Source organism: Streptomyces sp. NPDC003300 (assembly GCF_040610915.1).
Taxonomy (GTDB): domain Bacteria; phylum Actinomycetota; class Actinomycetes; order Streptomycetales; family Streptomycetaceae; genus Actinacidiphila.
Map to the genome: position 1 here is coordinate 249,968 of NZ_JBEXNE010000009.1, position 25,026 is coordinate 274,993.

General features: G+C 73.1%; 23 protein-coding genes and 1 tRNA gene. 10 read left to right on the forward strand and 14 right to left on the reverse strand.

The window, feature by feature from the left end; all coding sequences use genetic code 11:
• Positions 1–120 precede the first annotated feature (120 nt).
• Complete coding sequence (locus ABZX65_RS16510) at positions 121–1,077, reverse strand: pseudouridine-5'-phosphate glycosidase (protein WP_355339383.1); 957 nt, start codon at positions 1,075–1,077, stop codon at positions 121–123.
• Positions 1,078–1,192: 115 nt separating this feature from the next.
• Here ABZX65_RS16510 and ABZX65_RS16515 point away from each other — a divergent pair.
• Positions 1,193–1,266, forward strand: a tRNA-Met gene (locus ABZX65_RS16515).
• Positions 1,267–1,347: 81 nt separating this feature from the next.
• Here the strand turns inward: ABZX65_RS16515 and ABZX65_RS16520 are convergent.
• Positions 1,348–1,623, reverse strand: a complete 276-nt coding sequence (locus ABZX65_RS16520; RefSeq protein ID WP_355339386.1) for a DUF6343 family protein — start codon at positions 1,621–1,623, stop codon at positions 1,348–1,350.
• 116 nt (positions 1,624–1,739) lie between these two features.
• Here ABZX65_RS16520 and ABZX65_RS16525 point away from each other — a divergent pair, with 116 nt between their 5' ends.
• Positions 1,740–2,675: a GNAT family N-acetyltransferase gene (locus ABZX65_RS16525; protein ID WP_355339389.1), complete on the forward strand. Its 936-nt coding sequence runs from the start codon at positions 1,740–1,742 to the stop codon at positions 2,673–2,675.
• Complete coding sequence (locus tag ABZX65_RS16530) at positions 2,653–3,246, forward strand: DUF1349 domain-containing protein (protein ID WP_355339392.1); 594 nt, start codon at positions 2,653–2,655, stop codon at positions 3,244–3,246. The genes ABZX65_RS16525 and ABZX65_RS16530 overlap by 23 nt, the downstream gene beginning before the upstream one ends.
• A 42-nt stretch (positions 3,247–3,288) precedes the next feature.
• Here ABZX65_RS16530 and ABZX65_RS16535 read toward each other — a convergent pair whose 3' ends face one another.
• The 6 genes from ABZX65_RS16535 to ABZX65_RS16560 form a co-directional block, all read right to left on the reverse strand.
• A complete protein-coding gene (locus tag ABZX65_RS16535; RefSeq protein WP_355339395.1) occupies positions 3,289–3,903 on the reverse strand; it encodes a TetR/AcrR family transcriptional regulator in 615 nt (204 codons plus the stop codon).
• Between the two features lie 125 nt (positions 3,904–4,028).
• Positions 4,029–5,219: an acyl-CoA dehydrogenase family protein gene (locus ABZX65_RS16540; RefSeq protein ID WP_355339398.1), complete on the reverse strand. Its 1,191-nt coding sequence runs from the start codon at positions 5,217–5,219 to the stop codon at positions 4,029–4,031.
• Positions 5,216–7,213, reverse strand: coding sequence for a biotin carboxylase N-terminal domain-containing protein (locus tag ABZX65_RS16545; RefSeq protein WP_355339401.1), 1,998 nt, complete (start codon positions 7,211–7,213; stop codon positions 5,216–5,218). Before ABZX65_RS16545 ends, ABZX65_RS16540 begins: the two co-directional genes overlap by 4 nt.
• Before the next feature lie 101 nt (positions 7,214–7,314).
• A complete protein-coding gene (locus ABZX65_RS16550) occupies positions 7,315–8,904 on the reverse strand; it encodes a carboxyl transferase domain-containing protein (RefSeq protein WP_355339404.1) in 1,590 nt (529 codons plus the stop codon).
• Positions 8,901–9,716: a TIGR03084 family metal-binding protein gene (locus ABZX65_RS16555; protein ID WP_355339407.1), complete on the reverse strand. Its 816-nt coding sequence runs from the start codon at positions 9,714–9,716 to the stop codon at positions 8,901–8,903. Before ABZX65_RS16555 ends, ABZX65_RS16550 begins: the two co-directional genes overlap by 4 nt.
• Before the next feature lie 459 nt (positions 9,717–10,175).
• A complete protein-coding gene (locus ABZX65_RS16560; RefSeq protein WP_355339410.1) occupies positions 10,176–11,141 on the reverse strand; it encodes an acyl-ACP desaturase in 966 nt (321 codons plus the stop codon).
• A 416-nt stretch (positions 11,142–11,557) separates the two neighbouring features.
• Between ABZX65_RS16560 and ABZX65_RS16565 the strand changes: the two genes are divergently transcribed.
• Together ABZX65_RS16565 and ABZX65_RS16570 are read left to right on the forward strand one after the other, a co-directional pair.
• On the forward strand, positions 11,558–13,198 hold the full coding sequence (locus tag ABZX65_RS16565) for an ABC-F family ATP-binding cassette domain-containing protein (protein ID WP_355339413.1): 1,641 nt from the start codon (positions 11,558–11,560) through the stop codon (positions 13,196–13,198).
• A gap of 157 nt (positions 13,199–13,355) precedes the next feature.
• The gene (locus tag ABZX65_RS16570) at positions 13,356–13,748 is read left to right on the forward strand and encodes a hypothetical protein (protein ID WP_355339416.1); all 393 of its coding nucleotides are present in this window, start codon (positions 13,356–13,358) and stop codon (positions 13,746–13,748) included.
• Positions 13,749–13,879: 131 nt separating this feature from the next.
• Here the strand turns inward: ABZX65_RS16570 and ABZX65_RS16575 are convergent, their stop codons facing one another.
• On the reverse strand, positions 13,880–14,509 hold the full coding sequence (locus tag ABZX65_RS16575; protein ID WP_355339419.1) for a TetR/AcrR family transcriptional regulator: 630 nt from the start codon (positions 14,507–14,509) through the stop codon (positions 13,880–13,882).
• A gap of 58 nt (positions 14,510–14,567) precedes the next feature.
• On the opposite strand from ABZX65_RS16575, the gene ABZX65_RS16580 reads away from it, so the two are divergent.
• On the forward strand, positions 14,568–15,524 hold the full coding sequence (locus tag ABZX65_RS16580) for an NADP-dependent oxidoreductase (RefSeq protein WP_355339422.1): 957 nt from the start codon (positions 14,568–14,570) through the stop codon (positions 15,522–15,524).
• Between the two features lie 139 nt (positions 15,525–15,663).
• On the opposite strand, the gene ABZX65_RS16585 is transcribed toward ABZX65_RS16580, so the two are convergent.
• On the reverse strand, positions 15,664–17,478 hold the full coding sequence (locus ABZX65_RS16585; protein WP_355339425.1) for a putative Ig domain-containing protein: 1,815 nt from the start codon (positions 17,476–17,478) through the stop codon (positions 15,664–15,666).
• On the opposite strand from ABZX65_RS16585, the gene ABZX65_RS16590 reads away from it, so the two are divergent.
• The 3 genes from ABZX65_RS16590 (at position 17,468) to ABZX65_RS16600 (ending at position 19,996) form a co-directional block, all read left to right on the forward strand.
• Entirely contained in the window at positions 17,468–17,821 is a 354-nt protein-coding gene (locus ABZX65_RS16590) for a hypothetical protein (protein ID WP_355339428.1), read from the forward strand. The two genes, ABZX65_RS16585 and ABZX65_RS16590, sit on opposite strands and share 11 nt — an antisense overlap.
• A gap of 252 nt (positions 17,822–18,073) precedes the next feature.
• Complete coding sequence (locus ABZX65_RS16595) at positions 18,074–18,889, forward strand: helix-turn-helix domain-containing protein (RefSeq protein ID WP_355339430.1); 816 nt, start codon at positions 18,074–18,076, stop codon at positions 18,887–18,889.
• 216 nt (positions 18,890–19,105) lie between these two features.
• Positions 19,106–19,996 (forward strand): DMT family transporter, encoded by an 891-nt coding sequence (locus ABZX65_RS16600; protein ID WP_355339433.1) that lies wholly within the window; start codon positions 19,106–19,108, stop codon positions 19,994–19,996.
• Between the two features lie 191 nt (positions 19,997–20,187).
• On the opposite strand, the gene ABZX65_RS16605 is transcribed toward ABZX65_RS16600, so the two are convergent.
• Positions 20,188–21,417: a winged helix DNA-binding domain-containing protein gene (locus ABZX65_RS16605; RefSeq protein ID WP_355339435.1), complete on the reverse strand. Its 1,230-nt coding sequence runs from the start codon at positions 21,415–21,417 to the stop codon at positions 20,188–20,190.
• 38 nt (positions 21,418–21,455) lie between these two features.
• On the reverse strand, positions 21,456–22,238 hold the full coding sequence (locus ABZX65_RS16610; protein WP_355339437.1) for an enoyl-CoA hydratase/isomerase family protein: 783 nt from the start codon (positions 22,236–22,238) through the stop codon (positions 21,456–21,458).
• Positions 22,239–22,616: 378 nt separating this feature from the next.
• Between ABZX65_RS16610 and ABZX65_RS16615 the strand changes: the two genes are divergently transcribed.
• Positions 22,617–23,087 (forward strand): ATP-binding protein, encoded by a 471-nt coding sequence (locus ABZX65_RS16615; RefSeq protein WP_355339439.1) that lies wholly within the window; start codon positions 22,617–22,619, stop codon positions 23,085–23,087.
• Positions 23,088–23,179: 92 nt separating this feature from the next.
• Here the strand turns inward: ABZX65_RS16615 and idi are convergent, their stop codons facing one another.
• Positions 23,180–23,842: an isopentenyl-diphosphate Delta-isomerase gene (gene idi, locus ABZX65_RS16620; RefSeq protein WP_355339441.1), complete on the reverse strand. Its 663-nt coding sequence runs from the start codon at positions 23,840–23,842 to the stop codon at positions 23,180–23,182.
• Positions 23,843–23,897: 55 nt separating this feature from the next.
• Complete coding sequence (locus tag ABZX65_RS16625) at positions 23,898–24,953, reverse strand: cation diffusion facilitator family transporter (RefSeq protein ID WP_355339444.1); 1,056 nt, start codon at positions 24,951–24,953, stop codon at positions 23,898–23,900.
• Between the last annotated feature and the right edge of the window lie 73 nt (positions 24,954–25,026).

Below are 25,026 nucleotides of genomic sequence, written 5' to 3' on the forward strand. Positions count from 1 at the left end.
GTCCGGCGCTGTCGGACGGCCTCGTGCCATCCGACCGTCCCGTGCCGTCCGACCGTCTCGTGTCGTCCGCCGGTCCCGTGCCGTCGCCCGTCCCGTCGCCCGGTCCGGCGCTGTCGTCGGTCATGCGCGCTGCGACCAGCGCACCGCGATCCCGGCCGCGAGCCGGACATTGCCGCGTACGGCCGCGAGGTTGGACTCCAGGGACGCGCCGCCGGTGTGCTCGGTGAGGTAGCCCAGCAGGAACGGCGTGATCGCCTGTCCCGTGACACCCCCGGCCTCGGCGGCGGCGAGCGCGTCCGCCAGCACCCGGTCGTGCAGCTCCGGGTCGAGCTGAAGCTCCCGCGGCACCGGATTGGCGACGATCAGCGCCGAGTCGTGCCCGCCCAGCGCGTCCTGCGCGGCCATCACGTCCGCGACCTGCCGCGCGGACTCGACCGTCCAGTCCACGGGCTCACCGGAGTCGCTGAGGTAGAAACCGGGGAAGCGGTCGGTGCCGAAGCCGAGCACGCCGATGCCCAGGGTCTCCAGCCGCTGGAGCGTCGCGGGCACGTCCAGGATCGACTTCACGCCCGCGCACACCACCGTGATCCGCGTCCTGGCCAGCAGCCCCAGGTCGGCCGACTCGTCCTGCACGGTCACCCAGTCGCGGTGCACCCCGCCGAGGCCGCCCGTACCGAACACCCGGATTCCGGCCCGCGCGGCCAGGAACGCCGTCCCCGACACGGTCGTCGCCCCGCTCGCACCCGCCGCCAGCGCGGGCGCCAGGTCCCGGAACCCCAGCTTGCGCAGCGACGCGTCCTCGGCGACCCGCTCCACCTGCTCCTTGGTGAGCCCCACCCGTGGCACCCCGTCGAGTACCGCCACGGTCGCGGGCACCGCGCCCTGCTCCCGGACGATCTCCTCCAGCTCGCGTGCCACCCGCAAATTGCGCGGCCGTGGCAGGCCGTGCGCGATGATCGTCGACTCCAGCGCCACCACGGGCGCGCCGCTCGCGACGGCGTCCCGCACCTCGTCGGAGAGGGTGACGGCCGGGATTGCGTTCGCTGCCGTGTTCGGTCCTGATCCAGATGTGCTCATGATCCCTACCTGGCGCGGCGGCGCCCCCGCCAAACCTCCCGGCGCCCTGTGCGCGCGGCGGCCATCGCATCGATTTGGTGTGAGCGCCGGCACCCCGTAGGGTGGTGTTCATCGACGCGGGGTGGAGCAGCTCGGTAGCTCGCTGGGCTCATAACCCAGAGGTCGCAGGTTCAAATCCTGTCCCCGCTACTGAAGAGGAAGGGTCCGGCACTCAGGTGCCGGGCCCTTTCGCTTGTCCCGGGCGCGCACCCGCGGTCGCCGGACCGGTCCTCAGTGCTTTCCCGCGTGCGGCGCCGCCGGGCGGTACGGCGGGGTCGTGCGGCTCGGCTGGTAGCGCGAGCCCTGCCGCATGCGGCGGACGACCAGGACGGCGTCGATCGCGGCCAGCAGCGCGACGGCGGCCAGTACCGCGGCCCAGACCGGCAGACCGGCGAGCGCGAAGCCCACGGCCGCCGCGGTGCCCCAGACCACACCGCACAGCGCGAGCCCTAGCCGCAGCCGCAGCGGGCTGCGCGCCTGGACGGGTTCGTATCCGCTTCTGCGCATCCGTGCCATCTCCCTCACCTCCAGCATCCACCTCGGACGGGCCTGGCGGGAGCCTCTGCCCAGGTGAGCCGGAAATTCGGGGGCGGTACGCGGCGGCGCCGCGTAGGGTGCGGGCCGTGAAGGTGATCATCAGACAGTACGGTCCGGCGGACGCCGAAGCCGTCGCCGCCGTGGGCCGCGAGACCGTCCCGTACATGGTGACGACCGCGCGGACCGTGCACGCGCAGGTCACCGACGCACCCGAGAAAACCCGCTTCCTGATGCTCGTCGCGCAGACCGGCGACGGCCGGATCGTCGGCAGTGCGAGAGCCGGGCTCTTCGCGGACAACGACACCCCCGGAACGGCCTTCGTCAATCTGAACGTGCGCGCGGGGGAGCGCGGCCGGGGCATCGGCGGCGCCCTGCTGGCCGCCGCCGAGTCCCATGTCGCCGGCCTCGGGGCGAGCACCGTCTACGCGTGGGCGATCGACGAGCCCTCGGCGCACGCCTTCGCCGCCCGGCACGGCTACCGGCGCGGCCGGTCCGCGAGCTTCCTCCGCCTCGACCTCACCCCCGGCGCCCCGCTGCCCGGCGTGCCCCCGCTGCCGCCCGGCGTGCTGCTGCGCCCCGCGTCGGACTACGCCGCCGACCCGCGCCCGGTGTACGAGGCCGACGCCGAGACCATCGAGGACGAGCCGGGCGATGTCGCCACCGGCGTCCCCGGCTACGCGGACTGGCGCGCCACCTCCTGGGACCGGTCCGACTACGACCACGACCTGACGACGGTCGCCGTCGTGGACGGTGTGGTCGCCGCGGTCGTCAACGTCCAGACCGACGGCCACGACCGCTACTGGTCGGGGGGCACCGGCACCCGCCGGGCCTTCCGGGGCCGCGGACTGGCCAAGGCCGCCAAGGCCCACTCCCTGCACCGAGCCCGCGCCGCGGGCTACACCGAGGCGTTCACCAGCAACGACGACGGCAACGCCGCGATGCTGGCCGTCAACCGGTGGCTCGGCTATCGACCCTGTGGCAACGAATGGCGGTACTTCCGTGACCTCTCCGATCGACCATGACATCCCCTGGTCCGACGCGACCTGGCTCAACCCGCCCGCCGAGGCCGTCGCCGACAGCACCGGTCTGCACGTCACCGCCAACGAGGGCAGCGACTTCTGGCGCACCACCAGCTACGGCTTCGTCCGCGACGACGGCCACGCGCTGCTCACCCCCTTCCCGTCCGGCACCGCCATCGAGGTCACCTTCGTCGCCGACTTCACCGAGCTGTACGACCAGGCCGGTGTCCTGGTGCGCGTCGACGCCGAGTCCTGGATCAAGGCGGGCGTCGAGATCTCCGACGGTTCGCCCCAGGTCGGCGCCGTCGTCACCCACGGCACCTCCGACTGGTCCCTCGCCCCGGTCCCGGACTGGGCGGGCCAGGAGGTGACCGTCCGGGTCAGCCGCTCGGGCGACGCCGTGACCGTCCGCGCCCGCCGCGCCGACGACCCCTGGCGCACCATCCGCCTGGCCTGGCTCGACCCCGCCGCCGACGCCCGCGCGGGCCTGTTCTGCTGCGCACCCCAACGCCCCGGCCTGCGCGTCCACTTCACCCGCCTCTCCTCGGGACCCGCCGACACCTCCCTGCACTGATGCCGCCCTCACCCGCAGGCCGGGCGCCGACTCCGGCCGCCGCTAGGGCTGTTCGCGCAGGACCGTGTCGAGGACGCGGGACCACTGGCGGACGATTCCCGCGCGGCGGGCGGAGTCGTCGCTGAGGAGGTTGGCGAGGCCGAGGCCGCGGGCCATGTCGAGGGTGGCCTGGACGGTCTCCCTGACGCCGGGCAGGGATTCGTCGGCGCCGAGGAATTCGACCGCCAGGCGGTGGGCCTCGCGGCCGATCCGGGACTCCAGCGCGGCGACGCGGGGGCGGAGCTGTTCCTCGTCGGAGGCGGCCACCCACAGGTGCAGAGCAGCCCGGAACAGCGGGCCGGTGTGGACCGCGACCAGCATGTCGACGACAGCGTAGGTGCGGTCCTGGCCCGCGCGGGGGAGGGCCAGGGCGCGCTCTCTGACGGCGGCGACCCACTCCTCGGCCATGTGCGCGATGGCCGCGGTGAACAGCTCCTCGCGGGTGCGGAAGTGGTGCTGGGCCGCCCCTCTGGAGACACCGGCGCGGGCGCACACCACGGCGACGGTGCTGCCCGACCAGCCGTGCTCGGCGAGGCACGAGACGGCGGCCTCCAGTATCCGCCGACGGGTGGCGCGGCTGCGGTCCTGTTTGGGGGAGCGGTCGGTCACCAGGTCCATGACGGGTCCGGCCGTTCGGTGCGGGCGGCGGCGCCCTCCGTGGTCCGCGCGACCGCGCGGAAGGGCGCTGCGGCGCGGGTGCGTAGTGGTGCGGTGGTCACGGGCGCCTCCTCGGCGGTGTGTCGTCAGTAGGACTTCGGCAGTCCCAGTGTGTGGTGCGAGACGAAGTTGAGGATCATCTCCCGGCTGACCGGGGCTATCCGGCCGACACGGGACGCGGTCAGCAGCGAGGCGAGACCGTACTCGGCGGTGAGGCCGTTGCCGCCGAGGGTGTGCACGGCCTGGTCGACGGCCTTGGCGCCGGCTTCGGCAGCCGCGTACTTCGCCATGTTCGCGGCCTCGCCCGCGCCCATGTCGTCGCCCGCGTCGTAGAGGTAGGCGGCCTTCTGCATCATCAACCGGGCCAGTTCCAGCTCGATGTGGGCCTGGGCGAGCGGGTGCGCTATCGCCTGGTGGGAGCCGATGGGAGCCTGCCACACCTGCCGGGACTTGGCGTACTCGACCGCCTTGTCCAGGGCGTAGCGGCCCATCCCGATGGAGAAGGCGGCGGTCATGATCCGCTCCGGGTTGAGCCCCGCGAAGAGCTGGAGCAGGCCGGCGTCCTCGTCGCCGACGAGCGCTTCCGCAGGTAGTGCGACATCGTCGAGGAAGAGCTGGAACTGCTTCTCGGGTGCGGCCAACTCCATCTCGATCTGCCGGAATTCGAAGCCCGGTGTCTCCCGGTCCACGATGAACAGGCAGGGCTTGAGCTTGCCGGTGCGGGCGTCCTCGGTGCGGCCGACGATCAGTGTGGCGTCGGCGATGTCGACACCGGATATGAAGACCTTGCGGCCGGTCAGCCGCCACCCGCCGGTGTCGGGGTCGCGCCGCGCGGTGGTGGTGATGCGGTGCGAGTTGGACCCGGCGTCCGGTTCGGTGATGCCGAAGGCCATCCGCAGCGAGCCGTCGGCGATCCCCGGCAGCCAGCGCCGCTTCTGCTCGTCGGTGCCGAAGCGGGCGATGACCGTGCCGCAGATCGCGGGGGAGACGACGAGCAGCAGCAGCGGGCAGCCAGCCGCCCCCAACTCCTCCAGCACGATGGACAGTTCCGCCAGACCGCCGCCCCCGCCGCCGTACTCCTCAGGCAGGTTGACCCCGAGGTATCCGAGGCCGCCCGCCTCCTGCCACAACTCGTCGGTGTGCTTGCCCGCACGTACGGTGGCCGAGAAATATTCGCGACCGTAGCGGCGGGCGAGGTCCCCGACGGCCTTGCGCAGGGCGCGCCGCTCGTCGCTTTCCAGCAAGGCGCTGTCGAAGGTTCCCTGAACGGTGCTCATGGCGTGGTTTCCTCCTTGACGACGGCGAGTACGGCGCCGACGTCGACCTGTCGGCCGACCTCGGCGGTGAGCTCCGTGAGTGTCCCGGTGGCGGGAGCGGCGATCACGTGTTCCATCTTCATCGCTTCGAGCCAGAGCAGCGGGCGGCCTTTTTCGACCCGGTCGCCCGGTGAGAATTCACCTATCCGGATGACCGTGCCGGGCATCGGCGCAAGCAGCGAACCCCGCGGCGTCAGATCCTCCGGGGCGGTGAAGCGGGGCAGAGCGGTCAAAGCGCATGACACGAACGGGGAATCGACGAACACCCGTTCGGCGTAAGCGGCGACGTCGAACACCCGCCGCACACCGTCGATGTCGAGGACGACACGCCGGGCCGACGCCGACACCAGCCGGATACCGTCGGCGCCGGTCGCCTCCAGACCGGCGCGGCCGAGCCGGTAACCGACCTCGTACTCCCGGCCGTCCGGCTCGCTGCGGAAGCGTTTCACCTGCGGCTGCGACGGAACGTTCCGCCACCCGCCGAGCCGGACCGGCACCGGCCCGCGCGCCGACGTACGCCCGGCCGCGTCGGCGAGCGCGGCGGCCAGCGCCGCGAACCGCACGGGGCCGCCGTCCCCGTCGGCCGGCCCCGGCGCGTCCGTGGTCGCCCCCGACGCCCCGATGAGCGCGTCCAGGCGGCGCTCCAGGAAGCCGGTGTCCAGCCGCGCGGCGGCGAAGTCCGGGTGCCGCAGCACCCGTACGAGCAGGTCGCGGTTGGTGACGGGGCCGTGCAGCCGGGCCCGCTCCAACGCGTACGCGAGACGGCGTACGGCCTCGGCGCGGGTCGGCGCCCAGGCGATCACCTTGGCGAGCATCGGGTCGTAGTGGACGCCGATCGTCTCGCCGCCGCTCACCCCCGCGTCCAGCCGCAACCCCGCGTCGAGCCCCGGCGTCACGGCGAATTCGGCGTCCACGCCCGGCAGTTCGAACAGATGCAGCGCGCCCGGCTGCGGCTGCCAGCCGCGGGCCGGGTCCTCCGCGTAGAGCCTGGCCTCCACCGCGTGGCCGTGCGGCCGCGGGGGCGAGGGCGGCAGCGCGGCCCCCTCGGCGACACGGATCTGGAGCGCCACGAGGTCGAGCCCGGTGACGCACTCGGTGACCGGATGCTCCACCTGGAGACGGGTGTTCATCTCCAGGAAGTACGGACGCCCGTCCCGCGCGACCAGGAACTCCACGGTGCCCGCGCCCGTGTAGCCGATCGAGCGCGCCGCGCGGGCGGCGGACTCGTGCAGCGTACGGCGCACCTCGTCGCCCAGACCCGGGGCCGGGGTCTCCTCGATCACCTTCTGGTGCCGCCGCTGGAGCGAACAGTCGCGCTCGCCCAGCACCCACACCGTGCCGTGCGCGTCGGCCAGCACCTGCACCTCGACGTGCCTGGCGCCCTCCGCATACGGCTCGACGAACACCTCGCCGTCACCGAAGGCGGCTGCGGCCTCCGACCTCGCGGCGGCCAACTCGCGCTCCAGCGCGTCCAGTTCGCGTACGACCCGCATGCCGCGACCGCCGCCGCCCGCGGACGCCTTCACCAGCAGCGGCAGGTCCGCGGCCGTGACCCGCGCCGGATCGAGCGCGGAGAACAGCGGTACGCCCGCCGCGGCCATCAACTCCTTGGCCCGCGTCTTGGACCCCATCGCCTCGACCGCGTCCGGCGGCGGACCGATCCACACCAGCCCCGCCGCCTCCACCGCACGGGCGAACTCCGCGTTCTCCGACAGGAATCCATAGCCGGGATGCACGGCGTCCGCGCCCGCCGCGAGCGCCGCCGCGATCAGCAGATCGGCCCGCAGATACGTGTCGGCGGGCGCGTTCCCCGGCAGCCGTACCGCCGCGTCGGCCTCCGCGACGTGTGCCGCGTCCGCGTCGGCGTCCGCGTACACCGCCACCGTGGCGATGCCGAGCGTGCGGCAGGTCCGGAAGACACGGCGCGCGATCTCGCCCCGGTTGGCCACCAGCACGGAGTCGATGTCCTTGTGGCGCGCCGGAGGTGACTGCCCGTCAGGGGTAAAGTCTCCGCTCGGCGAAGCGCTGCTCGAATCGGTCATCGGAAAGGGACCCCTCACATCCGGAAGACGCCGAAGCCGCCCCTGGCGCCCTCGATCGGCGCGCCATGGACGGCGGAAAGGCACAGGCCGAGCACCGTACGGGTGTCGCGCGGGTCGATCACGCCGTCGTCGTAGAGCCGTCCCGACAGGAACATCGGCAGCGACTCGGCCTCGATCTGCTGCTCCACCATCGCCCGCAGCGCGGCGTCGCCCTCCTCGTCGTAGGGACGGCCCTTCGCCGCCGCCGACTGCCGGGCCACGATGGACAGCACCCCGGCGAGCTGCGCGGGACCCATCACCGCGGACTTGGCGCTCGGCCAGGCGAAGAGGAACCGCGGATCGAAGGCCCGGCCGCACATGCCGTAGTGCCCGGCGCCGTAACTCGCCCCGATCAGCACCGAGATGTGCGGGACGCGCGAGTTGGCGACCGCGTTGATCATCATCGCGCCGTGCTTGATGATGCCGCCCTGCTCGTACTCGCGGCCCACCATGTAGCCGGTGGTGTTGTGCAGGAAGAGCAGCGGAATGTCGCGCTGGTTGGCGAGTTGGATGAACTGCGCCGCCTTCTGCGACTCCTCGCTGAACAGCACGCCCTGCGCGTTGGCGAGGATTCCGACCGGATAGCCGTGCACCTCCGCCCAGCCGGTGGCCAGGCTCGGCCCGTAGAGCGGCTTGAACTCGTCGAAGGCCGAGGCGTCCGTGATCCGCGCGATGACCTCGCGGGGGTCGAAGGGGGTGCGCAGATCGCCGGGCACGATGCCCAGCAGCTCCTCCTCGTCGTACGCGGGGGGCAGCGGGTCGGGACGCGGATCGGGCCCGGATTTACGCCAGTTGAGGCGGGCGACGACGCGCCGGGCGGTACGCAGCGCGTCCGGCTCGTCCAGTGCGAAGTAGTCGGCCAGGCCGGAGCGCCGGGCGTGCATGTCGGCGCCGCCGAGCGATTCGTCGTCGCTCTCCTCGCCGGTCGCCATCTTCACCAGGGGCGGCCCGCCGAGGAAGACCTTGGACCGCTCCTTGACCATGATGACGTGGTCGGACATGCCGGGGATGTACGCGCCGCCCGCCGTCGAATTGCCGAACACCACGGCCACCGTGGGGATTCCGGCCGCCGACAGCCGCGTCAGGTCGCGGAAGAGGGCGCCGCCGGGGATGAAGATCTCCTTCTGGCTGGGCAGGTCCGCGCCGCCCGACTCCACCAGGCTGATCACCGGCAGGCGGTTGGCGAAGGCGATCTCGTTCGCCCGCAGCGCCTTCTTCAGCGTCCACGGGTTGCTGGCGCCGCCGCGCACCGTCGGGTCGTTGGCCGTGATCAGGCACTCCACGCCCTCGACCACGCCGATGCCGGTCACGAGGGAGGCGCCCACCGCGAAGTCGCTGCCCCAGCCGGCCAGCGGGGACAGTTCGAGGAACGGTGTGTCCGGGTCGAGCAGCAGCTCGATCCGCTCCCGCGCCAGCAGCTTGCCGCGATTCCGGTGCCGCTCCTGGTACTTCTCGCCGCCACCGGCCAGCGCGGCGGCGTGCCCCGCCTCGACCTCGGCCAGCCGTTCCAGCATCGCGGCCCGCCGCTCGGCGAAGTCCGCTCCGCGTGTGTCGACCTGCGTCATGACGTGCTCCCCTCCGCGCCGCCGCGCGGCGGCCGTCCCTTGCCCGGCGGGCCCGCGAATGCCTGCACGATCGACAACCACGCGTCCGCGTCCGGGCCTTGGGCCCGTACCGCCACGTCGTCGCGGTGCCTGCGCCGCACCGCCAGCAGGCAGAAGTCCAGTGCGGGGCCGGTAACGCGCTGCTCGGCGTCGTCCGGGCCGAAGGTCCACAAGGCGCCGTCGGGCGCCGTCAGTTCGAGGCGGAATTCCGTGCCGGGCGGGGTGCGGCCGTGCACCGCGAAGGCGAAGTCCCGTGCCCTGAAGGCGATTCGGGCGACGTGCCACAGGCGGTGGGTCGGTGGGCGCTCGACGCCGAGCGCGTCGGCGATGTCCTCGCCGTGGGCCCATGTCTCCATCAGGCGGCCCGTCGCCATCGACGCCGTGCTCATCGGCGGCCCGTACCAGGGGAAGCGGCTGCCCGGCGGTTCGCCGGTCAGGGTCGCCCAGAGCCGGGCTCTGCCCGACCGCCACCTCTCCAGCAGCTCCGGCGGAGGCAGGATCGCGCCCTCCCGGGCGCCGTCCTCCACGTACGCGTCCAGCCGCGCCGCCGCGTCGCCGACCTCGCGGGCGAACGCCTCCGCGTCCTTGACCGCCAGCAGCGCCTGGGCGTCCGTCCAGGCCAGATGCGCGATCTGATGCGCAACGGTCCAGCCTTCGGCCGGTGTCGGCCTCGCCCACTGCTCGGGCTCCAGCCCGGCCACCACGTCGTCGAGCGCGTCGCTCTCCGCTCTCAGATCGGCCAGGACGGTACGGACGGACTGCGGATCGGCCATGGCCACGAGGGTGGCAGGCGGGGCCCGCAACAATCAAGCATGCGTGCATGATTGTTTCCCGCCCCCACTGGGTCGGTGTCCCTGCGACAGCCGAAGTGCCCCGCTGGGGCCGGTTTTCAGGCCGCGCCACCGTCGTGGCTGGTCGCGCAGTTCCCCGCGCCCCTGAAAAGATCGGGCGTGCCGCCTAGGGCCCGCGCGGCTCTCGGGAGCCGGGTCCCGTCAGGGGCGCGAGGAACTGCGCGGCGAGCCCCCGCCGGGCCTGCGGCCCGAGAACCCACAGCAACTGCCCCGCTGGGGCCGGTTCTGAGGCCGCGCCACCGTCGTGGCTGGTCGCGCCGTTCCCCGCGCCCCTGAAAAGACCGGGCGTGCCGACCTCGGTGAGACAGCCGCGCGGGGCCGCGCCCCCGAGAGCGCCCACCTTCGGGAGGTGGACATCGTAGGGGCGCGGCCCGAAGGGGATTAGGCGCGGGCGGCGCGGCGGGCGAGAAGGGCTTCGCGGCGCTCGTCGAAGCGGGTGGCCTGTTCGTTGAGGCCGCCCATGAAGAGGCCGAGCTCCTGCTGGGCCTGAAGGCCCTCGGGGCCCAGACCGGAGATCTCGAGGACCTTGAGGTGGCGCAGAACGGGCTGGAGGACGTCGTCGTGGTGGATGCGGAGGTTGTAGATGCCGCCGATGGCCATGCGGGCGGCGGCCCGCTCGAAGCCGGGCATGCCGTGTCCCGGCATGCGGAATTCGACGACGACGTCACGGATGGCCCGCATCGCGAGGTCGGGGGCGAGCTCGAGGGCGGCGGCCAGGAGATTCCGGTAGAAGACCATGTGCAGGTTCTCGTCGGTGGCGATCCTGGCGAGCATCCGGTCGCACACGGGGTCACCCGACTGGTGTCCGGTGTTGCGGTGCGAGACGCGGGTGGCCAGCTCCTGGAAGGCGACGTACGCCACGGAGTGGACCATGCTGTGCCGGTGGTCGTGCTCGAAGCCCTCCGACATGTGCTGCATGCGGAACCGTTCCAGCTCGACCGGGTCGACGGCGCGGCTGGTCAGCAGGTAGTCGCGCATGACGATCGCGTGCCGGCCCTCCTCGGCGGTCCAGCGGTGCACCCAGGTGCCCCAGGCGCCGTCACGGCCGAAGAGTGTCGCGATCTCGTGGTGGTAGCTGGGCAGATTGTCCTCGGTGAGCAGATTGACCACGAGGGAGATCCGGCCGACGTCCGTGACCTTGGACTGCTCGGGGGCCCAGGCTTCGCCCCCCATTATTCCGTCGAAATTGCGGCCGTCGCTCCACGGCACGTACTCGTGGGGCATCCACTCCTTGGCCACGCCGAGGTGCCGGTTGAGCTCCCGCTCGACGACCTCCTCCAGCGCGTAGAGCAGCGTCGCGTCGCTCCAGACGTCGGGTTGGGCACGGTCGGGCGAGGTCAAGGTCACGGGGGCTCCTGGGGACGGGAGAGGGGACGGACATGGGACGGGGGTGTACGGGACCCGCACGGGCTGTACGGATCGTACGGACGTACGTACGCGACATGCGATCGGTCGGTCGTACGGCGCCGCGGACGGATCCACGGGCACATACGCACGGCCTACGGGTGCAGCGGAGATTCGCACCTACGCCTACGTAAGTTACGCAACCGTAGGTTAAGGCGGCGTAAGAAGGCAACCAGCCAATATGGCTGCACCGGCCACCCACCTCGCGTCGAGCCGGACCCGTCGGCACGGCGAGACCCGGCGACAGCCCTTGGCCCGACCGGAGGCAAGCCCTCCGCCGACCGGAGGGCAAGCCTCCGCCGCCCGCCGTGAAAGCCCTTCGCCCGCCTCCCGTCGCACCCGATAAACTCCGCCCTCTTATGAGTGCCACTCTCGTCGCCAAGAATCTCGCCGCCGGACACGGCGACCGTGTCCTGTTCTCCGGCCTGGACCTGATCGTCGCCCCCGGCGACGTCATCGGTCTGGTCGGCGCCAACGGCGCGGGCAAGTCCACGCTGCTGCGGCTGCTCGCCGGGCTCGACACGCCCGAGGACGGGACGCTGCGGCTCAGCCCGGCCACCGCCACCGTCGGGCATCTGCCGCAGGAGCCCGAGCGGCTGCCGGGCGGGGAGAGCGTGCGGGAGTTCCTGAGCCGCCGCACCGGGGTCACCGCCGCCCAGGCGGCCCTGGACGCCGCCACCCAGGCGCTGGTGGACGAGGCTCCGGGCGCCGACGACGCGTACGCGACCGGACTCGACCGCTGGCTGGCGCTCGGCGGCGCCGACCTGGACGAACGGGCCGAGGAGGCCGCCGCCTCGCTCGGCCTCGGCGTCGACCTGGACCAGCCGATGTTCTCGCTCTCCGGCGGCCAGGCCGCCCGCGCGGGACTCGCCTCGCTGCTGCTCAGCCGCTACGACGTCTTCCTGCTGGACGAGCCCACCAACGACCTCGACCTCGACGGCCTGGAACGGCTGGAGAAATTCGTCGGCGGCCTGCGCGCCGGTACGGTCCTGGTCAGCCACGACCGCGAATTCCTCACCCGCACCGTCACCCGCGTGGTGGAGCTGGACCTCGCCCAGCAGCAGGTCAGCACCTTCGGCGGCGGCTACACCGCCTATCTGGAGGAACGCGAGACGGCCCGGCGGCACGCCCGCGAGGAGTACGACGAGTACGCCGACACCAAGGCCGGACTCGAAGCGCGGGCGCGCATGCAGCGCGGCTGGATGGACAAGGGCGTCAGGAACGCCATGCGCAAGGCGCCCGACCACGACAAGATCGCCCGCAAGGCGCGCGCCGAGGGCAGCGAGAAGCAGGCCGCCAAGGCCCGGCAGACCGACCGGATGATCGAGCGCCTGGACGTGGTCGAGGAGCCGCGCAAGGAGTGGGAACTGCGGATGGAGATCGCCGCCGCGCCCCGCTCGGGCGCCGTGGTGGCCACCCTGCGCGGCGCCCGCGTGCGCCGCGGCGACTTCGCCTTCGGGCCGGTCGACCTCCAGATCGACTGGGCCGACCGGGTGGCCATCACCGGCGCCAACGGCTCGGGCAAGTCCACCCTGCTCGCGGCGCTGCTCGGCCGCCTCCCGCTGGACGAGGGCCACAGCGCGCTCGGCCCCGGCGTCCTGGTCGGCGAGGTCGACCAGGCCCGCGGCCTCTTCCGCGGGCAGGAACCGCTCCTCGACGCCTTCCGCGCCCCGGCGCCCGACATGGATCCGGCCGAGATCCGTACGCTTCTCGCCAAATTCGGCCTCAAGGCCGCCCATGTGCTGCGCCCCGCCGCGACCCTCTCGCCCGGCGAGCGCACCCGCGCCGCGCTGGCGCTGCTCCAGGCCCGCGGCGTCAATCTCCTGGTCCTCGACGAGCCGACCAACCACCTCGACCTGCCCGCGATCGAACAGCTCGAAGCGGCGCTGGCCGCGTACGAGGGCACGCTGCTGCTGGTCACCCACGACCGGCGGATGCTGGACGCCGTGCACACGACCCGCCGCGTCGAGGTCGCCGACGGCCGCATCACCGAGCGCTGAGCGAACCTTCGAGCGCGCCTGGCCCCGATTTCCCGAGGCGGCCCGCGCCGCGTTCCCGACGGCGCCCCCGGACCCTCCGGGCGGGAGGGAACCCGGTGGCGTCCGGCTGCGTCCCATCCATGACCGGACCCCGAACCGGCCGCCGGAGGAGGACACGATGCGCGCTCGGACATTGGCCGCTGCCGCCGCCGTACTGCTGGTGGCCGGTTGCGGAAGCGCGAGCGGCGTACGTGTCGGGTCGCCCGATCCGAGCGACAGCAGCACCCGGCCGGTCTGCGGTGACGTCACGGTCACGCCCGGCGGCGGGGCCGAAGGCCGCGAGGTCTGCCTGAGTGTCGGCAGCACCCTGCGGGTCGCCACCGCCCCCGGCGACCGGCCGCCCGGCGAGCGGGGCGCCGCCCTCTCCGAGATCTCTCCCGGCGTCTACCGAGGCGCGCGGGTGGGCACCGCCGAACTGAGCGGGTTCCGGCGCGCCTGCCCCGGCGCCACCCCCGGTGTCATGTCCTGCCATGCCATCGCGGGGTGGAAGATCACCGTCGACGTACGGTGATCGGCACCATCGCGGGACCCCGGGTCGGCAGTGGGGGCCGGCCCGGGTCCCGCGATCCCTTCGGCGCGGCACACCGCCGCGGTTGACCCGGTCGGTCTTCGGCGCGGCACGCCGACACGGCTGCCGCCGACTCAGTCTTCGGCGCGGCTCGGCCGGGCGGCGGGCGACAGGCCGTCCATCAGCAGGTCCAGCAGGCGGTCGGCCTTGGCCGCGCGCCCGGGCCGGGGGGCCACGGTGAAGATGCCGATGAGGGCGGCGGCGATGTCCTCGGCGGTGACGTCGGAGCGGAGGTCGCCCGCCGCACTGCCCGCGTCGAGCATCGTCGTGATGGCCGTCAGCAGTTCGGTCCGGGTCCGCGCATGGGTGATCTCGCCCGACTCGATCATCGCGAGGAGCGTGTCGAGCATGCCGTTCTTGGTCGCGATCCAGTCCCCGAACAGGTCCGTCCAGCGCCGCATCGCCGCGGCCGGGGGCAGCTGACCGAGCAGCTCGCGGGCACCGGTCGTCAGTCGTACGACCTGATCCTGGTAGACCGCGTCGACCAGCGACTCGCGGGTCGGGAAGTGCCGGTAGAGCGTGGCGATCCCGACCCCGGCCTCGCGGGCGATCGCCCGCATCGACGGCTCGGCGTCGGCCGACATGAACACGCGGGTCGCCACCGCGAGCAGCTGGTCGCGGTTGCGGGCCGCGTCCGCCCGTGGCGCGCGGGGCTCCGCGCCCGTCGAAACGGAACGCGCTCCGTTTATGTTACGGTCATTCATGTAAACGGAGCATAGTCCGTTTCGGTGTGTTCCCTCGGTCCCAAGGAGACAGACGCACATGAAGGCACAGAGCGATCAGCCTCCCACGGGCGGGAGCAGGGCGGTCCGGCTCGAGTCGTTCGGCGGCCCCGAGGCCCTGGAGGTCCACGAGGTTCCCGCCCCGCAGGCCGGTCCGGGACAGATCCGCGTACGGGTCACCGCGGCCGGACTGAATCCGATGGACTGGATCATGACCGCCGACGCGGACACCGCCGCCCGGTTCGGCCTGAGCCTGCCGGCCGGGTTCGGAACCGACTACGCCGGAGTGGTCGACCTGGTCGGTGCCGAGGTGAGCGGGTTCGCCCCCGGCGACCGGGTGTTCGGGGGCGCCCTGTCCCGCGCGGTCGCCGACTTCGTGGTGATCGACCCGGCCGGGGGGACGGCGGCGAACGAGGCCCACCACACGCCCGACGGCGTCGACGACCGTACCGCCGCCACCCTCACGATCGCCGGCCGTACGGCATCCGCCGCCCTCGCCGTCATCGATCCGGGCCCGGGCGACACCGTGCTGATCGGCGGCGCGGCGGGCGGGGTCGGGGTCTTCGCCGTCCAACTGGCCCGGATCGCGGGAGCGCGCGTGATCGGGACGGGATCGGCGGCGTCGGCCGACTATCTGCGCGAGCTCGGGGCGGAGCCGGTCGTCTACGGCGACGGCCTGGCCGACCGGGTCCGATCGCTCGCTCCCGGCGGCGTCACGGCCGCCGTCGACCTGCACGGCGTGGAGACCGTGCACGCCGCCAGGGAACTCGGCGTCCCGGACGGTCGCATCTGCGCCATCGCCGCGCAGGTCGACGGAGTGCCCGCGGCCAACGGCGCGAACGCGGCTCCCGGCGCTCTGGAGGAGATCGCCCGCCTGGTCGCCGCGGGCCGGCTCCGGGTGCCGATCGCGGAGACCTTCCCGGTCGAGCGGATCCGCCGCGCTGCCGAACTCCAGGCCGGCAGGCACGTGCGGGGCAAGGTCGTCATCGACCTCTAGAGCGTGTCCGTGGCGACGGCGAACGCGGTGCCGCCTTCACCGATGCGGCGAGGAGGGCTTCCCGCCCCTGTGGGGCCGGGGCGGGAAGCCCTCTCGTCGCCGGGTGTCGCCGATCCGGAGGACCCCGGCGGACGACGGGCTAGCCGACGTTGACCGCCGCGTCGTCGATCAGGAACGACGTCGCGAGGCTGGAGTCCTCGGTGCCGGTGAACTTCAGAGTGACCGTCTGTCCCGCGTAGGACGACAGGTTGACCGACCGCTGCACGTAGCCGGTGCCCTTGTTGAGGTTGGAGTACGAGGCCAGCGTGGTGCTGCCCGCGGCGACGGTGAGCTTGTCGTACGCCGTGGTGGTGCTGGTCTCCTGGCTGCTGACGTAGAGGTAGAAGGTGAAGGTGGCGCTGGTGCAGGAGGCGGGGATCGTGACCGACTGGGCGAGCGTGTCGGTGTGGGTGGTCCCGTAGCCGTTCAGCCACGCCTTGTACGAGCCGCTGTGGGCGGGGGCGCCGGTGCTGTTGTCGATGACGCCGGAGGACGTCGTCCAGCCGGTGTTGCCGCTCTCGAAGCCGGGGTTGGTCAGGAGCTGCGCGGTGGTGCAGCCGCCGCCGCCCGACCCGGTGACCGTCCAGGTGAAGGACGCGCTGCCGGAGGCGCTGGTGGTGTCCGTGGCGGTGACGGTGACGTTGTACGTGCCCGCCGCCGTCGGGGTGCCGCTGATCAGACCGGTGGAGGAGTTGATCGACAGACCGGTCGGCAGGCCGGAGGCGCTGTAGGTGAGGGTCTGGCCCGAGGCCGAGTCGCTGGCGCTGATCTGGAGCGAGGCCGCGGTGTTGACCGCGGTGGACTTGGCGCCCGGGTTGGTGACCGTCACCGTGTTGCCGCCGGTCGAACCGCCGTTGGTGAAGGCGGCCGTGCCGTTCGGCGTGCCCAACCCGGTCGGCCCGTCGTATCCGGCCTTCGCGGTGCACAGGTAGGAGCCGCCGCACGAGCCGTTGGAGCCGCTGGTGACGTCGTTCAGCGAGCCGGTGTGGGAGTACGGGTAGGAGGCGGGGGTGGTCCCGGCCGCGGGGGTGCCGGCCAGGGCGTAGACGGAGGCGATGATCGGCGACGAGGCGCTCGTGCCGCCGTAGACCTGCCAGCCGGACGCCTGGTAGCTGTCGTAGACGGCCAGGCCGGTGGCCGGGTCGGCGACGGCGGAGACGTCGGCGATGGTGCGCTTGGCGCAGCCGGTGTCGGTCTGCCAGGTGGGCTTGGCGTCGTAGGCCGAGCAGCCGGAGCCGGTGCCCTCGGTGCTCGAGGTGTTCCAGACGGACTCGGTCCAGCCGCGGGCGGTGCCGCTGGCCCGGCTGAGCGCGGTGCCGCCGACGGCGGTGACGTACTTGGACGCGGCCGGGTACTCCGCGCCGTAGCCCTCGTCGCCTGAGCTGACGGTGATGGCGACGCCCGGGTGGTTGAAGTACTGCGAGTCGGCGGTGGTGTCGGAGGAGTCCTCGCTGCCGCCGTAGCTGTTGGAGACGTACTTCGCGCCCTGCGTGACCGCCTGGTTCACCGCGGTGCCCAGGTCGTCCATGCTCGCCGAGGTGGCCTCGACCAGCAGGATGTGGCACTGGGGGCAGACCGCGCTGACCATGTCCAGGTCGAGTGAGATCTCACCGGCCCAGCCGGAGTCGGCGCTCGGCAGCGACGTGGTCGAGCCGTTCTGGTTGATCTTCTTGAAGCAGCCGTTGGCCGTGGTGCAGGCCGGCAGCCCGTACTGCGCGCGGTACGTGCTCAGGTCGGCCGCGGCGTTGGGGTCGTCCTGCGCGTCCACGATCGCGACGGTGGCTCCGGCGCCCGCGGACGACGGCAGCGCGTACGCGCTCTGGAGGTCGGTGGGGCCGTAGCCGGAGGGGGTGGCGTTCGGGGTGATGCCGAGGTGGTGGACGACGTCGGTACGGGTCAGCGCCATGCAGGCCATCTGGCCCTTCTTGGCGGGGACGGCGCACAGGCGCTGGGTGGGAGCGGCCGACGACGCGGACGCGGACGCGCCGGACGACGTGCTCGCGGACGTGCTCGACGACGCGGAGGTGTGCGACGACGCGGCCGTGCTCGACGACGCGGAGGTGGCTGCCGCGCCCGACGCCGGGGTGCTGGCGACGGACGGCGCCGCGGTGGCCAGCAGACCGCCGGTGACGAGAGCCGCCGCCGACAGTACGGCGACCGCCGTGCGGCGGACGGCCCGTCTGGCCCGGCCGGGGTGTGACGACTTCAATGAACTGCCCTCCATGGGGGGATCGGCTCCCGAGGGCGTCCGCCGCTGACCTTCATGTCAAGGTCATGACAACCGATCATGCGACGGCGACGCCTGGGACTTCGTGTGGCGCACGTTCACTGGTGATCCGGATGTCATCTACTGCCGACTGCCACCACCGTGAGTGGTGACCGATGCTGAACGTAGTGACCGAGGGCCCAAGTAACTACCGGCCTATGGCAAAGAGTTGCCCTCGGATCGGCCTGGATCCGACCCCGGCTCGCTTCCGCAAGTCGATCTCCGCCGTATACCTTGTGGCGCCATGGAGACGGAGGAAGAACCGGTCAACGACCTTGTCGCGCTGGGTCTCGCGCGGTACGAGGCGCGGGTCTATCTCGCCCTCGTGCGACGCGAGTCGTACACGGCGGCGGAGGTCGCGCGGGCGGCGGACGTACCCCGGCAGCGGGTGTACGACGTGCTCGACACGCTGGTACGGCGGCGGCTGGCGACCGCGCACCCCGGCCGGGTCGCCACCTTCTCGGCCGTCGCGCCGGAACTGGCCGTCGCCCGCCTCATGGCCCTTCAGCGCGAGACCCTCGAACGCCTCGACCGCGTCTCCTCCGCGCTGACCGCCGCCCTCGTCCCGGTCTGGGCCGACGGCCGCACGCAGACCGTGCCGATCGACTACGTCGAGATCCTGCGCGACCCCAAATCGATAGCCGAGGCGTTCACCGACATCCAGGGCCAGGCCAAGACCGAACTGCTCAGCTTCTGCAAACCGCCCTTCGTCGCCCCGGCCGCGAACACCCCCGGCATCAAGGTGGTGCGTCGGCTGCGCCGCTCGGGCGGCTCGGTGCGGGCGATCTACACCCACGACTCGCTCGACGACACGGAGGTGCTGGAGAACGTACGGCGCTTCGGCGCGGCGGGCGAGGAGCACCGTTTCACCTCCGCGCTGCCGCTGAAGCTGGTGGTCGCCGACGCGTCGCTGGTGCTCTGCGACATGCCGGACCCGGTGGCCGGGACCGGCGCGACGACCGCGCTCTACATCGAGCACCCGGCGCTCGCCGCGTGCCTGCGGCTGGCGTTCCTCACCGTGTGGGAGAGCGCGGAAACGGTTCCGAACGCGCGGCCGTGACCCGTACGGCGGCTGCGGGGCGCCCTGTCGCCCGGCTGTCGGCCGGCTGGCGCTCGGCTGTCCGCCGGGCCGGCCGGCTCCCGTGGGACCGCTGTCCGCGAGCTGTTCGTGAGCTGTCGGTGAGCTGTCCGCGTCGCTGTCCCGAAGGCGACGCGGACCTGTGGCGAAGCCCACGGAACCCCTCGATCCCGCGGTCAGTGCCTATACAGTGACCGCGTGGCCGTGTTCCTGCTGGGAGTCAGTGCCGCGTGCTGCCTCGGCCTAGGTTTCGTGTTGCAGCAGCGTGCGGCCGCGCGTGCCTCGCTCGCGGACTTCCTGTCCTTCCGGCTGCTGCTGCACCTGGTGCGGATGCCGGACTGGCTGCTCGGTGTCGGCCTCATGGTCTGCGGCCAGGTGCTCGGAGCCGTCGCCCTCGTCTACGGCGAGGTCTCCCTGGTCGAACCGCTCACCGCCACCAATCTGCTCTTCGCTATGGCGCTCGCCCGCTGGCTCACCCCACGCCAGTCCCTCGGCCTCAGCGGCTGGGGCGGCGTCGTCCTGCTCGCCCTCGGCGTGACCGCCTTCATCGTCGCGGGCCAGCCGGAGGGCAGCGCGGCCGAGGCGGGGGCGCTGCGCCACTGGCTGGTCTTCGGCATCGTCGCCGGGCTCGCGCTGCTGCTCACCGGCGCGGCCAAGCGGCTGCCGCCGTCCTCCGAGGCCACGCTCCTCGCGCTGGCCGCGGGCCTGCTCTACGGGCTCCAGGACGCCCTCACCCGGATCTGTAGCCAACTGGCCGGTGACGAGGGTGTGGCCGCCCTCGCCGTGCACTGGCAGCCGTACGCCATCGCCGTCATCGGCCTCACCGGCATGCTGCTCGTCCAGAGCGCCTTCGAGACCGCCTCGCTGCGGATGTCGCTGCCCGCGCTGACCGCCGCCCAGCCGCTGGCCGGAATCGCCTGCGGCATAGGTTTCCTCGGCGACCGCCTGCGCGTCACCCCCGGCGCCCTCGCCTGGGAGGCCGCCGGTCTCGCCGCCATCACCATCGGCGTGATCCTCCTCGGCCGCCACCCGGCCATGCCGCCGGGCGCCGCCGACCGCGTGGCGGTGGGCGCGACCCGCATGCGCTGAAGCCTTCAGCCGGGCCGTGAGGGGACGCCCGCGACACCAGCCTCCACTCCGCCGGGGACCGCGTGCGGGTGACCCGTAGGCACTGAGCCCTGAGGGCGACGCCTGCAACCCCCGCGCCCACTCCGGCGCGGACCGCGTGCCGGTGCGACCCGTATGCGCTGGGCGTTCAGCCGGGCCGGTTATGGGGACGCCTACAGTCCCCGCGCCCACTCCCACGCGGCCTCGGTGCCCAGGAAGCGGCCGATGTCGGCGACCTCGGCCGTGATGCCGGCGGCGACCGGGGCGGGGAGGGGGCCGGTCAGCGGCTCGACGCGGAGCGTGAGGCGGCGGCCCTGCCAGGTGTGGCGCCAGGTGGCGACCACCGCGCCGTCGCGCAGCACGCAGGGCATGAGCATGCCGCCGCCCGTGGCGATACGGGTCGCGAAGGCCGGGTCGAGCAGGGCGTCGCGGTCCTGGTAGCCGAGCAGATACGGGTCGAAGTGCCCGGTCAGCCGTACCTGCGGCCGGTCCGCGGGCCGCGCCGGAGGCGGCGCCGTGCCGGCCGCCGCCCACAACGGCTCGCCGTCTGGGCCCGCGACCTGCGCGAGCCGGTCCGTCGCCGCGCGGTGGCCGCGCCTGGCCTGGCCCAGGGGCAGCCCGGACCAGCGCGCGAAGTCGGCGACCGACGCGGGGCCGTAGGCGGTGGCGTGCCGGACGGCCAGTTCGGCCAGCGCGTCGTCGCCGGTCGGGCCGTCGTCGGGGACGTCTTTCAGCCACCGCTCACGCAGGACATACGTGGACACGTCGCCCGCCGCCTCGGGGCCGCGGCACAGCACGCCCCTGGCCGCCGCGAAGAGTACGAGGTGCGCCGGGGCCTGGCCGCCCGGGTCCACGGCCACCCCCTCCGCCGCGAGCAGGTCGACCAGTTCGGCGCGCGGTACGGGCGGCCGGTCGGCCAGCACCCGCTCCAGGGCGGGCAGCGCCCGCTCGCACAGCTCCTCGTCGAGGCCCAGCCGGGCGCGGCGCCCGCGGTACGCGTCGGCCGCGCGCGGGCCGAGCAGCGCGGTCAGCCAGCGCACGTCCTCGGCCGCCACCGCGTGCAGGGTGCCGCGCATCAGCCAGGTGCGGACGACGGCGCGGCGGTCCGCGCCGCACGCCGTGTCCACGTCGGCCGCGGTCGGCGCGCCGTGGGTGCCGCCGGTCCGCGCCCTGACCTGGAGGCGGCACGCCTTCGCGTCCTGCGCCTGGAGACCGGCCGAGAGCCGGACGGCGTCCGCCACCGTACGATCGCTGCCGCTGCCGCTGCCGCTGCCGCTGCCGCTGCCGCTGCCGCTGCCATCGCTTTCGCCCGCGCTGCCGCCCGCGGCGTCGCTTCCGTCCTCGGTCAGGCCCTGGGAGCGGGCGCGCCAGCGGCGGACCTCGGCCGTCGTGAGCCGTGCCATCGACTTCGTTCCTCCGCTCGGTCGGCCGCGCAATTGCTTCAGTCCGCTGCCGGGGTCCAGGTGAAGCGCGGCTCGCGGCGTTCGAGGAAGGCGGCGACGCCCTCGGCGGTGTCGCCGCTGAGGGCGGCCTGCCGGGCCCAGTGGGCGGCGCGGGCCGCGTCGTCCGACGCGTCCGCCGTCGCGGTGAACTCCTTCGCGGCGGCCTGGGTGAGCTGCGAGCGCGACCGCAGCACCCCGGCGAACTCCGTGACCCGCTTGTCCAGCTCGTCCTCCGGCAGCACCTCGTCCACCAGGCCGGTGCGCAGCGCCCGCTCGTCGTCGATCAGCTCGGCCGAGAACAGCAGGTGTTTGGCGGTACCGGGCCCCGCGAGCCGCACCAGGCGCCGGGTGGAGGCGGCGCCGTAGACGATGCCCAGGCGCGCGGGCGTGATCCCGAAGCGGGCGCCCCGCGCGGCGAAGCGCAGGTCGCAGGCGACGGCGAGCTGGCAGCCGCCGCCCACGCAGTAGCCGCGTACGGCCGCGATCGTCGGCTTGGGGAAGGCGGCCAGCGCCTCCTCCGCGGCCATGGCGGCGGACTGCGCGCCGCTCGACGAGACGGGGTCGGCGAGGTCGGTGATGTCGGCGCCCGCGCAGAAGGTGTCGCCCGCGCCGGTGAGGACCAGCACGCGGACGGCGGGATCGACCGCGAGGTCGTGGAGGAGTCCCGGCAGCGACTGCCACATGGCCGTCGTCATCGCGTTGCGCCGGGCCGGATTGCTGATCGTCACGGTCGCGGTGCCGTCCGCGGCGCTGACGAGCAGCCCAGGGCCGGAGGTGGACATGCGTGCTCCTTCACGGGGGCGACATGCGCTGGCCGGTGCCGACAGATCCTATCGACCGGCGCGCGGCCGGCCGGGGGCGCACGGCGCCCGCGCCGGGAGGCACCGGTACGCCGTGCCAGGACGCACCGGTACGCCGGTGCACGTGCAGATGATCTCGGTCGAAGAGTTCGGGAAGCGTCCGAAGACTGCCGCGAATCGATCGAAAAAACGAAGTCGGCGATCGTTTCCGGTCAAAAATTACTGAAAGGTGCGGACTTACGGTTTCCTGCCTGTTCGGCTCCCGCCGTTACGGACACTCGACCTGTGAGGCGGAAGCTGCCGGGGTTGTCGGCAGGGGCCGCGGGGACACGTCACGCGAAAGCGACGGTGGGTGCGGTCATGGAGGTGCGCGGGAGCGTCCCGCCCGATCAGGCTCCGGCTCCGAGACCGTACGAGGGGGTGTGGCGGTTCACCGCCCCGGCTCTCGACTCGTCCGTGCCCCAGGTGCGGCGCGGGGTGCGCGCCCTCGTCGCCGACCAGGGGGTGCCGATCGACGAGGACCTGCTGTACGGACTGCTGGTCATCGTCTCGGAGCTGGTCACCAACGCGGTGAAGCACGCGGCCGTGCTGTCGCCCGAGATCACCGTCGAGGTCGCGGTCGGCGCCGACTGGATCAGGATCGCCGTCGAGGACAACCACCCGTACCGCCCCAGGGCGCTGGAGGCCGACCACGGGCAGACCGGCGGGCGCGGGCTGCTGCTGGTGAAGACGATCACCGCGGAGGCGGGCGGCCAGTGCGACATCGCGCAGACCGAGACCGGCGGCAAGGTGATCTGGGCGGCGCTCCCGCTGCGGACCACCGCCCTCTGAAGCCGCGGCCCGTCCTGCGCTGACCTGCGTGCCTGTCCCGCGCTGCCCTGCCCGTCCTGCCCGGTGCCGGACGGGGCCCCGCCTGACGGGGATTACCAGCCCGCCGTACCGCCGGTGACCTCGCGCACGGTCGGCAGCGCCGCGTCGAGCACCGTCTGGAACCACGCCGAGAAGGGTCCGTCCGCGCGCAGTCGCGCCAGCTCCTGCGGGCCCACGAACGCCGTGTCGTCGATCTCCTCGGGGTCCGGCCGCAGCGCGTCGCCGATCAGCCCGACGAACAGGTGGTTGTACTCCTGCTCCACCAGACCGGAGGCCGGGTCCGGGTGGTTGTAGCGGACCGTGCCCGCCTCGCGCATCAGCACCGGCGCCGCGCCCAGCTCCTCGGCGGTGCGCCGGGCCGCGGCCACGAACGGCTGCTCACCGGGGTACGGGTGCCCGCAGCAGGTGTTGGACCAGACACCGGGGGAGTGGTACTTGCCCAGCGCGCGGCGCTGCAACAGCAGCCGGCCCTCGCCGTCGAAGAGGAACACCGAGAAGGCGCGGTGCAGGCGTCCGGGTGCCTGGTGCGCGGACAGCTTCTCCGCGGTGCCGATGGTCCGGCCGTCCTCGTCGACGAGTTCGAGCAGGATCGGTTCCGCCACGGCTTGACCCGCCGGGGTCTGCTCGGCATCTGCCAGGGTCTGCGCGGCAACACCATTGGGCGACGGTACGGCGGTGGGGGAGCCGGGTCGGCCGGTGGCAGGACTGGTGGGCATGTCCATCCTTCGCTTTCGACGACAGGCCCTCAGTCTGCCTCACTTCGCGTGCCGCTCAGTGGCAGAGCCGCGCCTCGTGCTCCGCGTGCCCGACCGGCTCCAACTGGAAGGTGCAGTGCTCCACATCGAAATGCGTGCCGAGGCAGCCCTGAAGGTCGTGCAGCATCTTCTCGTAGCCGACCGCCTCCAGGACCTCCTGGCTGACCACCACGTGCGCTGACAGCACCGGCATCCCCGAGGTGATCGTCCACACATGCAGATCGTGCAGGCCCTCCACACCGGGCAGCCCCTCGATGTGGCTGCGGACATCGCCCATGTCAACGCCCTTGGGCGCGGCCTCCAGCAGGACGTCGACGGCCTCGCGCAGCAGCTTCCACGTGCGCGGCACGATCATCAGACCGATCAGCAGTGACGCCACCGGGTCGGCCTGCCGCCAGCCGGTGGTCATGAACACCACGGCCGCCACGATCACCGCGAGCGACCCGAGCGCGTCCGCCATCACCTCGAGGAAAGCGCCCCGCACATTGAGGCTCTCGCGCTGCCCGCGCATCAGCACAACGAGTGACACGGAGTTCGCGACCAGACCGATCGCGCCGAAGACGACGGTGCCGCCCGCGTCGATGTGCTGCGGGCTGATCAGCCGCCGTACGCCCTCGTAGAAGATGAACGCGCCGACGCCGAAGAGCAGCACCGCGTTGAGGACCGCCGCCAGGATCTCGGCGCGCGCGAAGCCGAAGGTGCGGCGCTCGCTGGCGGGGCGGTTGGCGATGTGGATGGCGAGCAGCGCCATCGCGATACCGGCCGCGTCGGTCGCCATGTGACCGGCGTCGGCGAGCAGCGCGAGGGAGTCGGTGACCGCGCTGCCGACCACCTCGACCGCGAGCACGAAGAGCGTGATGCCGAGCGCGATCCGCAGCCGGCCGCGGTACGCGGAACCGGCCGTGCCGTCGGCGCCCGGCCGCAGACCGTGGCTGTGGTCGTGACCGTGGCCCCTCTTCCGGCCGCCGTCGCCGTCCTTCCGATCGTCGCCGTCCTTCCGCTCGCCGCCGCGCTCCTGGCCGCCGCTGCGCGTGCGACCTTCGCCGTGGCCGTGCGCGTGGCCTGACCCCATGGCCGCGTCCCCCTCTCGTCGGACCGCCGTGCCATCCGGTGTGCGGCGGTCAGTCAACACCGGTTACCCACCG

Excerpts from the sequence above, each read along its gene's own strand:
- ABZX65_RS16615 (WP_355339439.1), top strand. The coding sequence starts at position 22,617 with ATGGAGGTGCGCGGGAGCGTCCCGCCCGATCAGGCTCCGGCTCCGAGA.
- ABZX65_RS16585 (WP_355339425.1), bottom strand. The coding sequence starts at position 17,478 with ATGGCCTGCATGGCGCTGACCCGTACCGACGTCGTCCACCACCTCGGC.
- ABZX65_RS16510 (WP_355339383.1), bottom strand. The coding sequence starts at position 1,077 with ATGAGCACATCTGGATCAGGACCGAACACGGCAGCGAACGCAATCCCG.
- ABZX65_RS16570 (WP_355339416.1), top strand. The coding sequence starts at position 13,356 with ATGCGCGCTCGGACATTGGCCGCTGCCGCCGCCGTACTGCTGGTGGCC.
- ABZX65_RS16595 (WP_355339430.1), top strand. The coding sequence starts at position 18,074 with ATGGAGACGGAGGAAGAACCGGTCAACGACCTTGTCGCGCTGGGTCTC.
- ABZX65_RS16535 (WP_355339395.1), bottom strand. The coding sequence starts at position 3,903 with ATGGACCTGGTGACCGACCGCTCCCCCAAACAGGACCGCAGCCGCGCC.
- ABZX65_RS16540 (WP_355339398.1), bottom strand. The coding sequence starts at position 5,219 with ATGAGCACCGTTCAGGGAACCTTCGACAGCGCCTTGCTGGAAAGCGAC.
- ABZX65_RS16575 (WP_355339419.1), bottom strand. The coding sequence starts at position 14,509 with ATGAATGACCGTAACATAAACGGAGCGCGTTCCGTTTCGACGGGCGCG.
- ABZX65_RS16625 (WP_355339444.1), bottom strand. The coding sequence starts at position 24,953 with ATGGGGTCAGGCCACGCGCACGGCCACGGCGAAGGTCGCACGCGCAGC.
- ABZX65_RS16610 (WP_355339437.1), bottom strand. The coding sequence starts at position 22,238 with ATGTCCACCTCCGGCCCTGGGCTGCTCGTCAGCGCCGCGGACGGCACC.
- ABZX65_RS16555 (WP_355339407.1), bottom strand. The coding sequence starts at position 9,716 with ATGGCCGATCCGCAGTCCGTCCGTACCGTCCTGGCCGATCTGAGAGCG.
- ABZX65_RS16590 (WP_355339428.1), top strand. The coding sequence starts at position 17,468 with ATGCAGGCCATCTGGCCCTTCTTGGCGGGGACGGCGCACAGGCGCTGG.
- ABZX65_RS16550 (WP_355339404.1), bottom strand. The coding sequence starts at position 8,904 with ATGACGCAGGTCGACACACGCGGAGCGGACTTCGCCGAGCGGCGGGCC.
- ABZX65_RS16565 (WP_355339413.1), top strand. The coding sequence starts at position 11,558 with ATGAGTGCCACTCTCGTCGCCAAGAATCTCGCCGCCGGACACGGCGAC.
- idi (WP_355339441.1), bottom strand. The coding sequence starts at position 23,842 with ATGCCCACCAGTCCTGCCACCGGCCGACCCGGCTCCCCCACCGCCGTA.
- ABZX65_RS16580 (WP_355339422.1), top strand. The coding sequence starts at position 14,568 with ATGAAGGCACAGAGCGATCAGCCTCCCACGGGCGGGAGCAGGGCGGTC.
- ABZX65_RS16605 (WP_355339435.1), bottom strand. The coding sequence starts at position 21,417 with ATGGCACGGCTCACGACGGCCGAGGTCCGCCGCTGGCGCGCCCGCTCC.
- ABZX65_RS16520 (WP_355339386.1), bottom strand. The coding sequence starts at position 1,623 with ATGCGCAGAAGCGGATACGAACCCGTCCAGGCGCGCAGCCCGCTGCGG.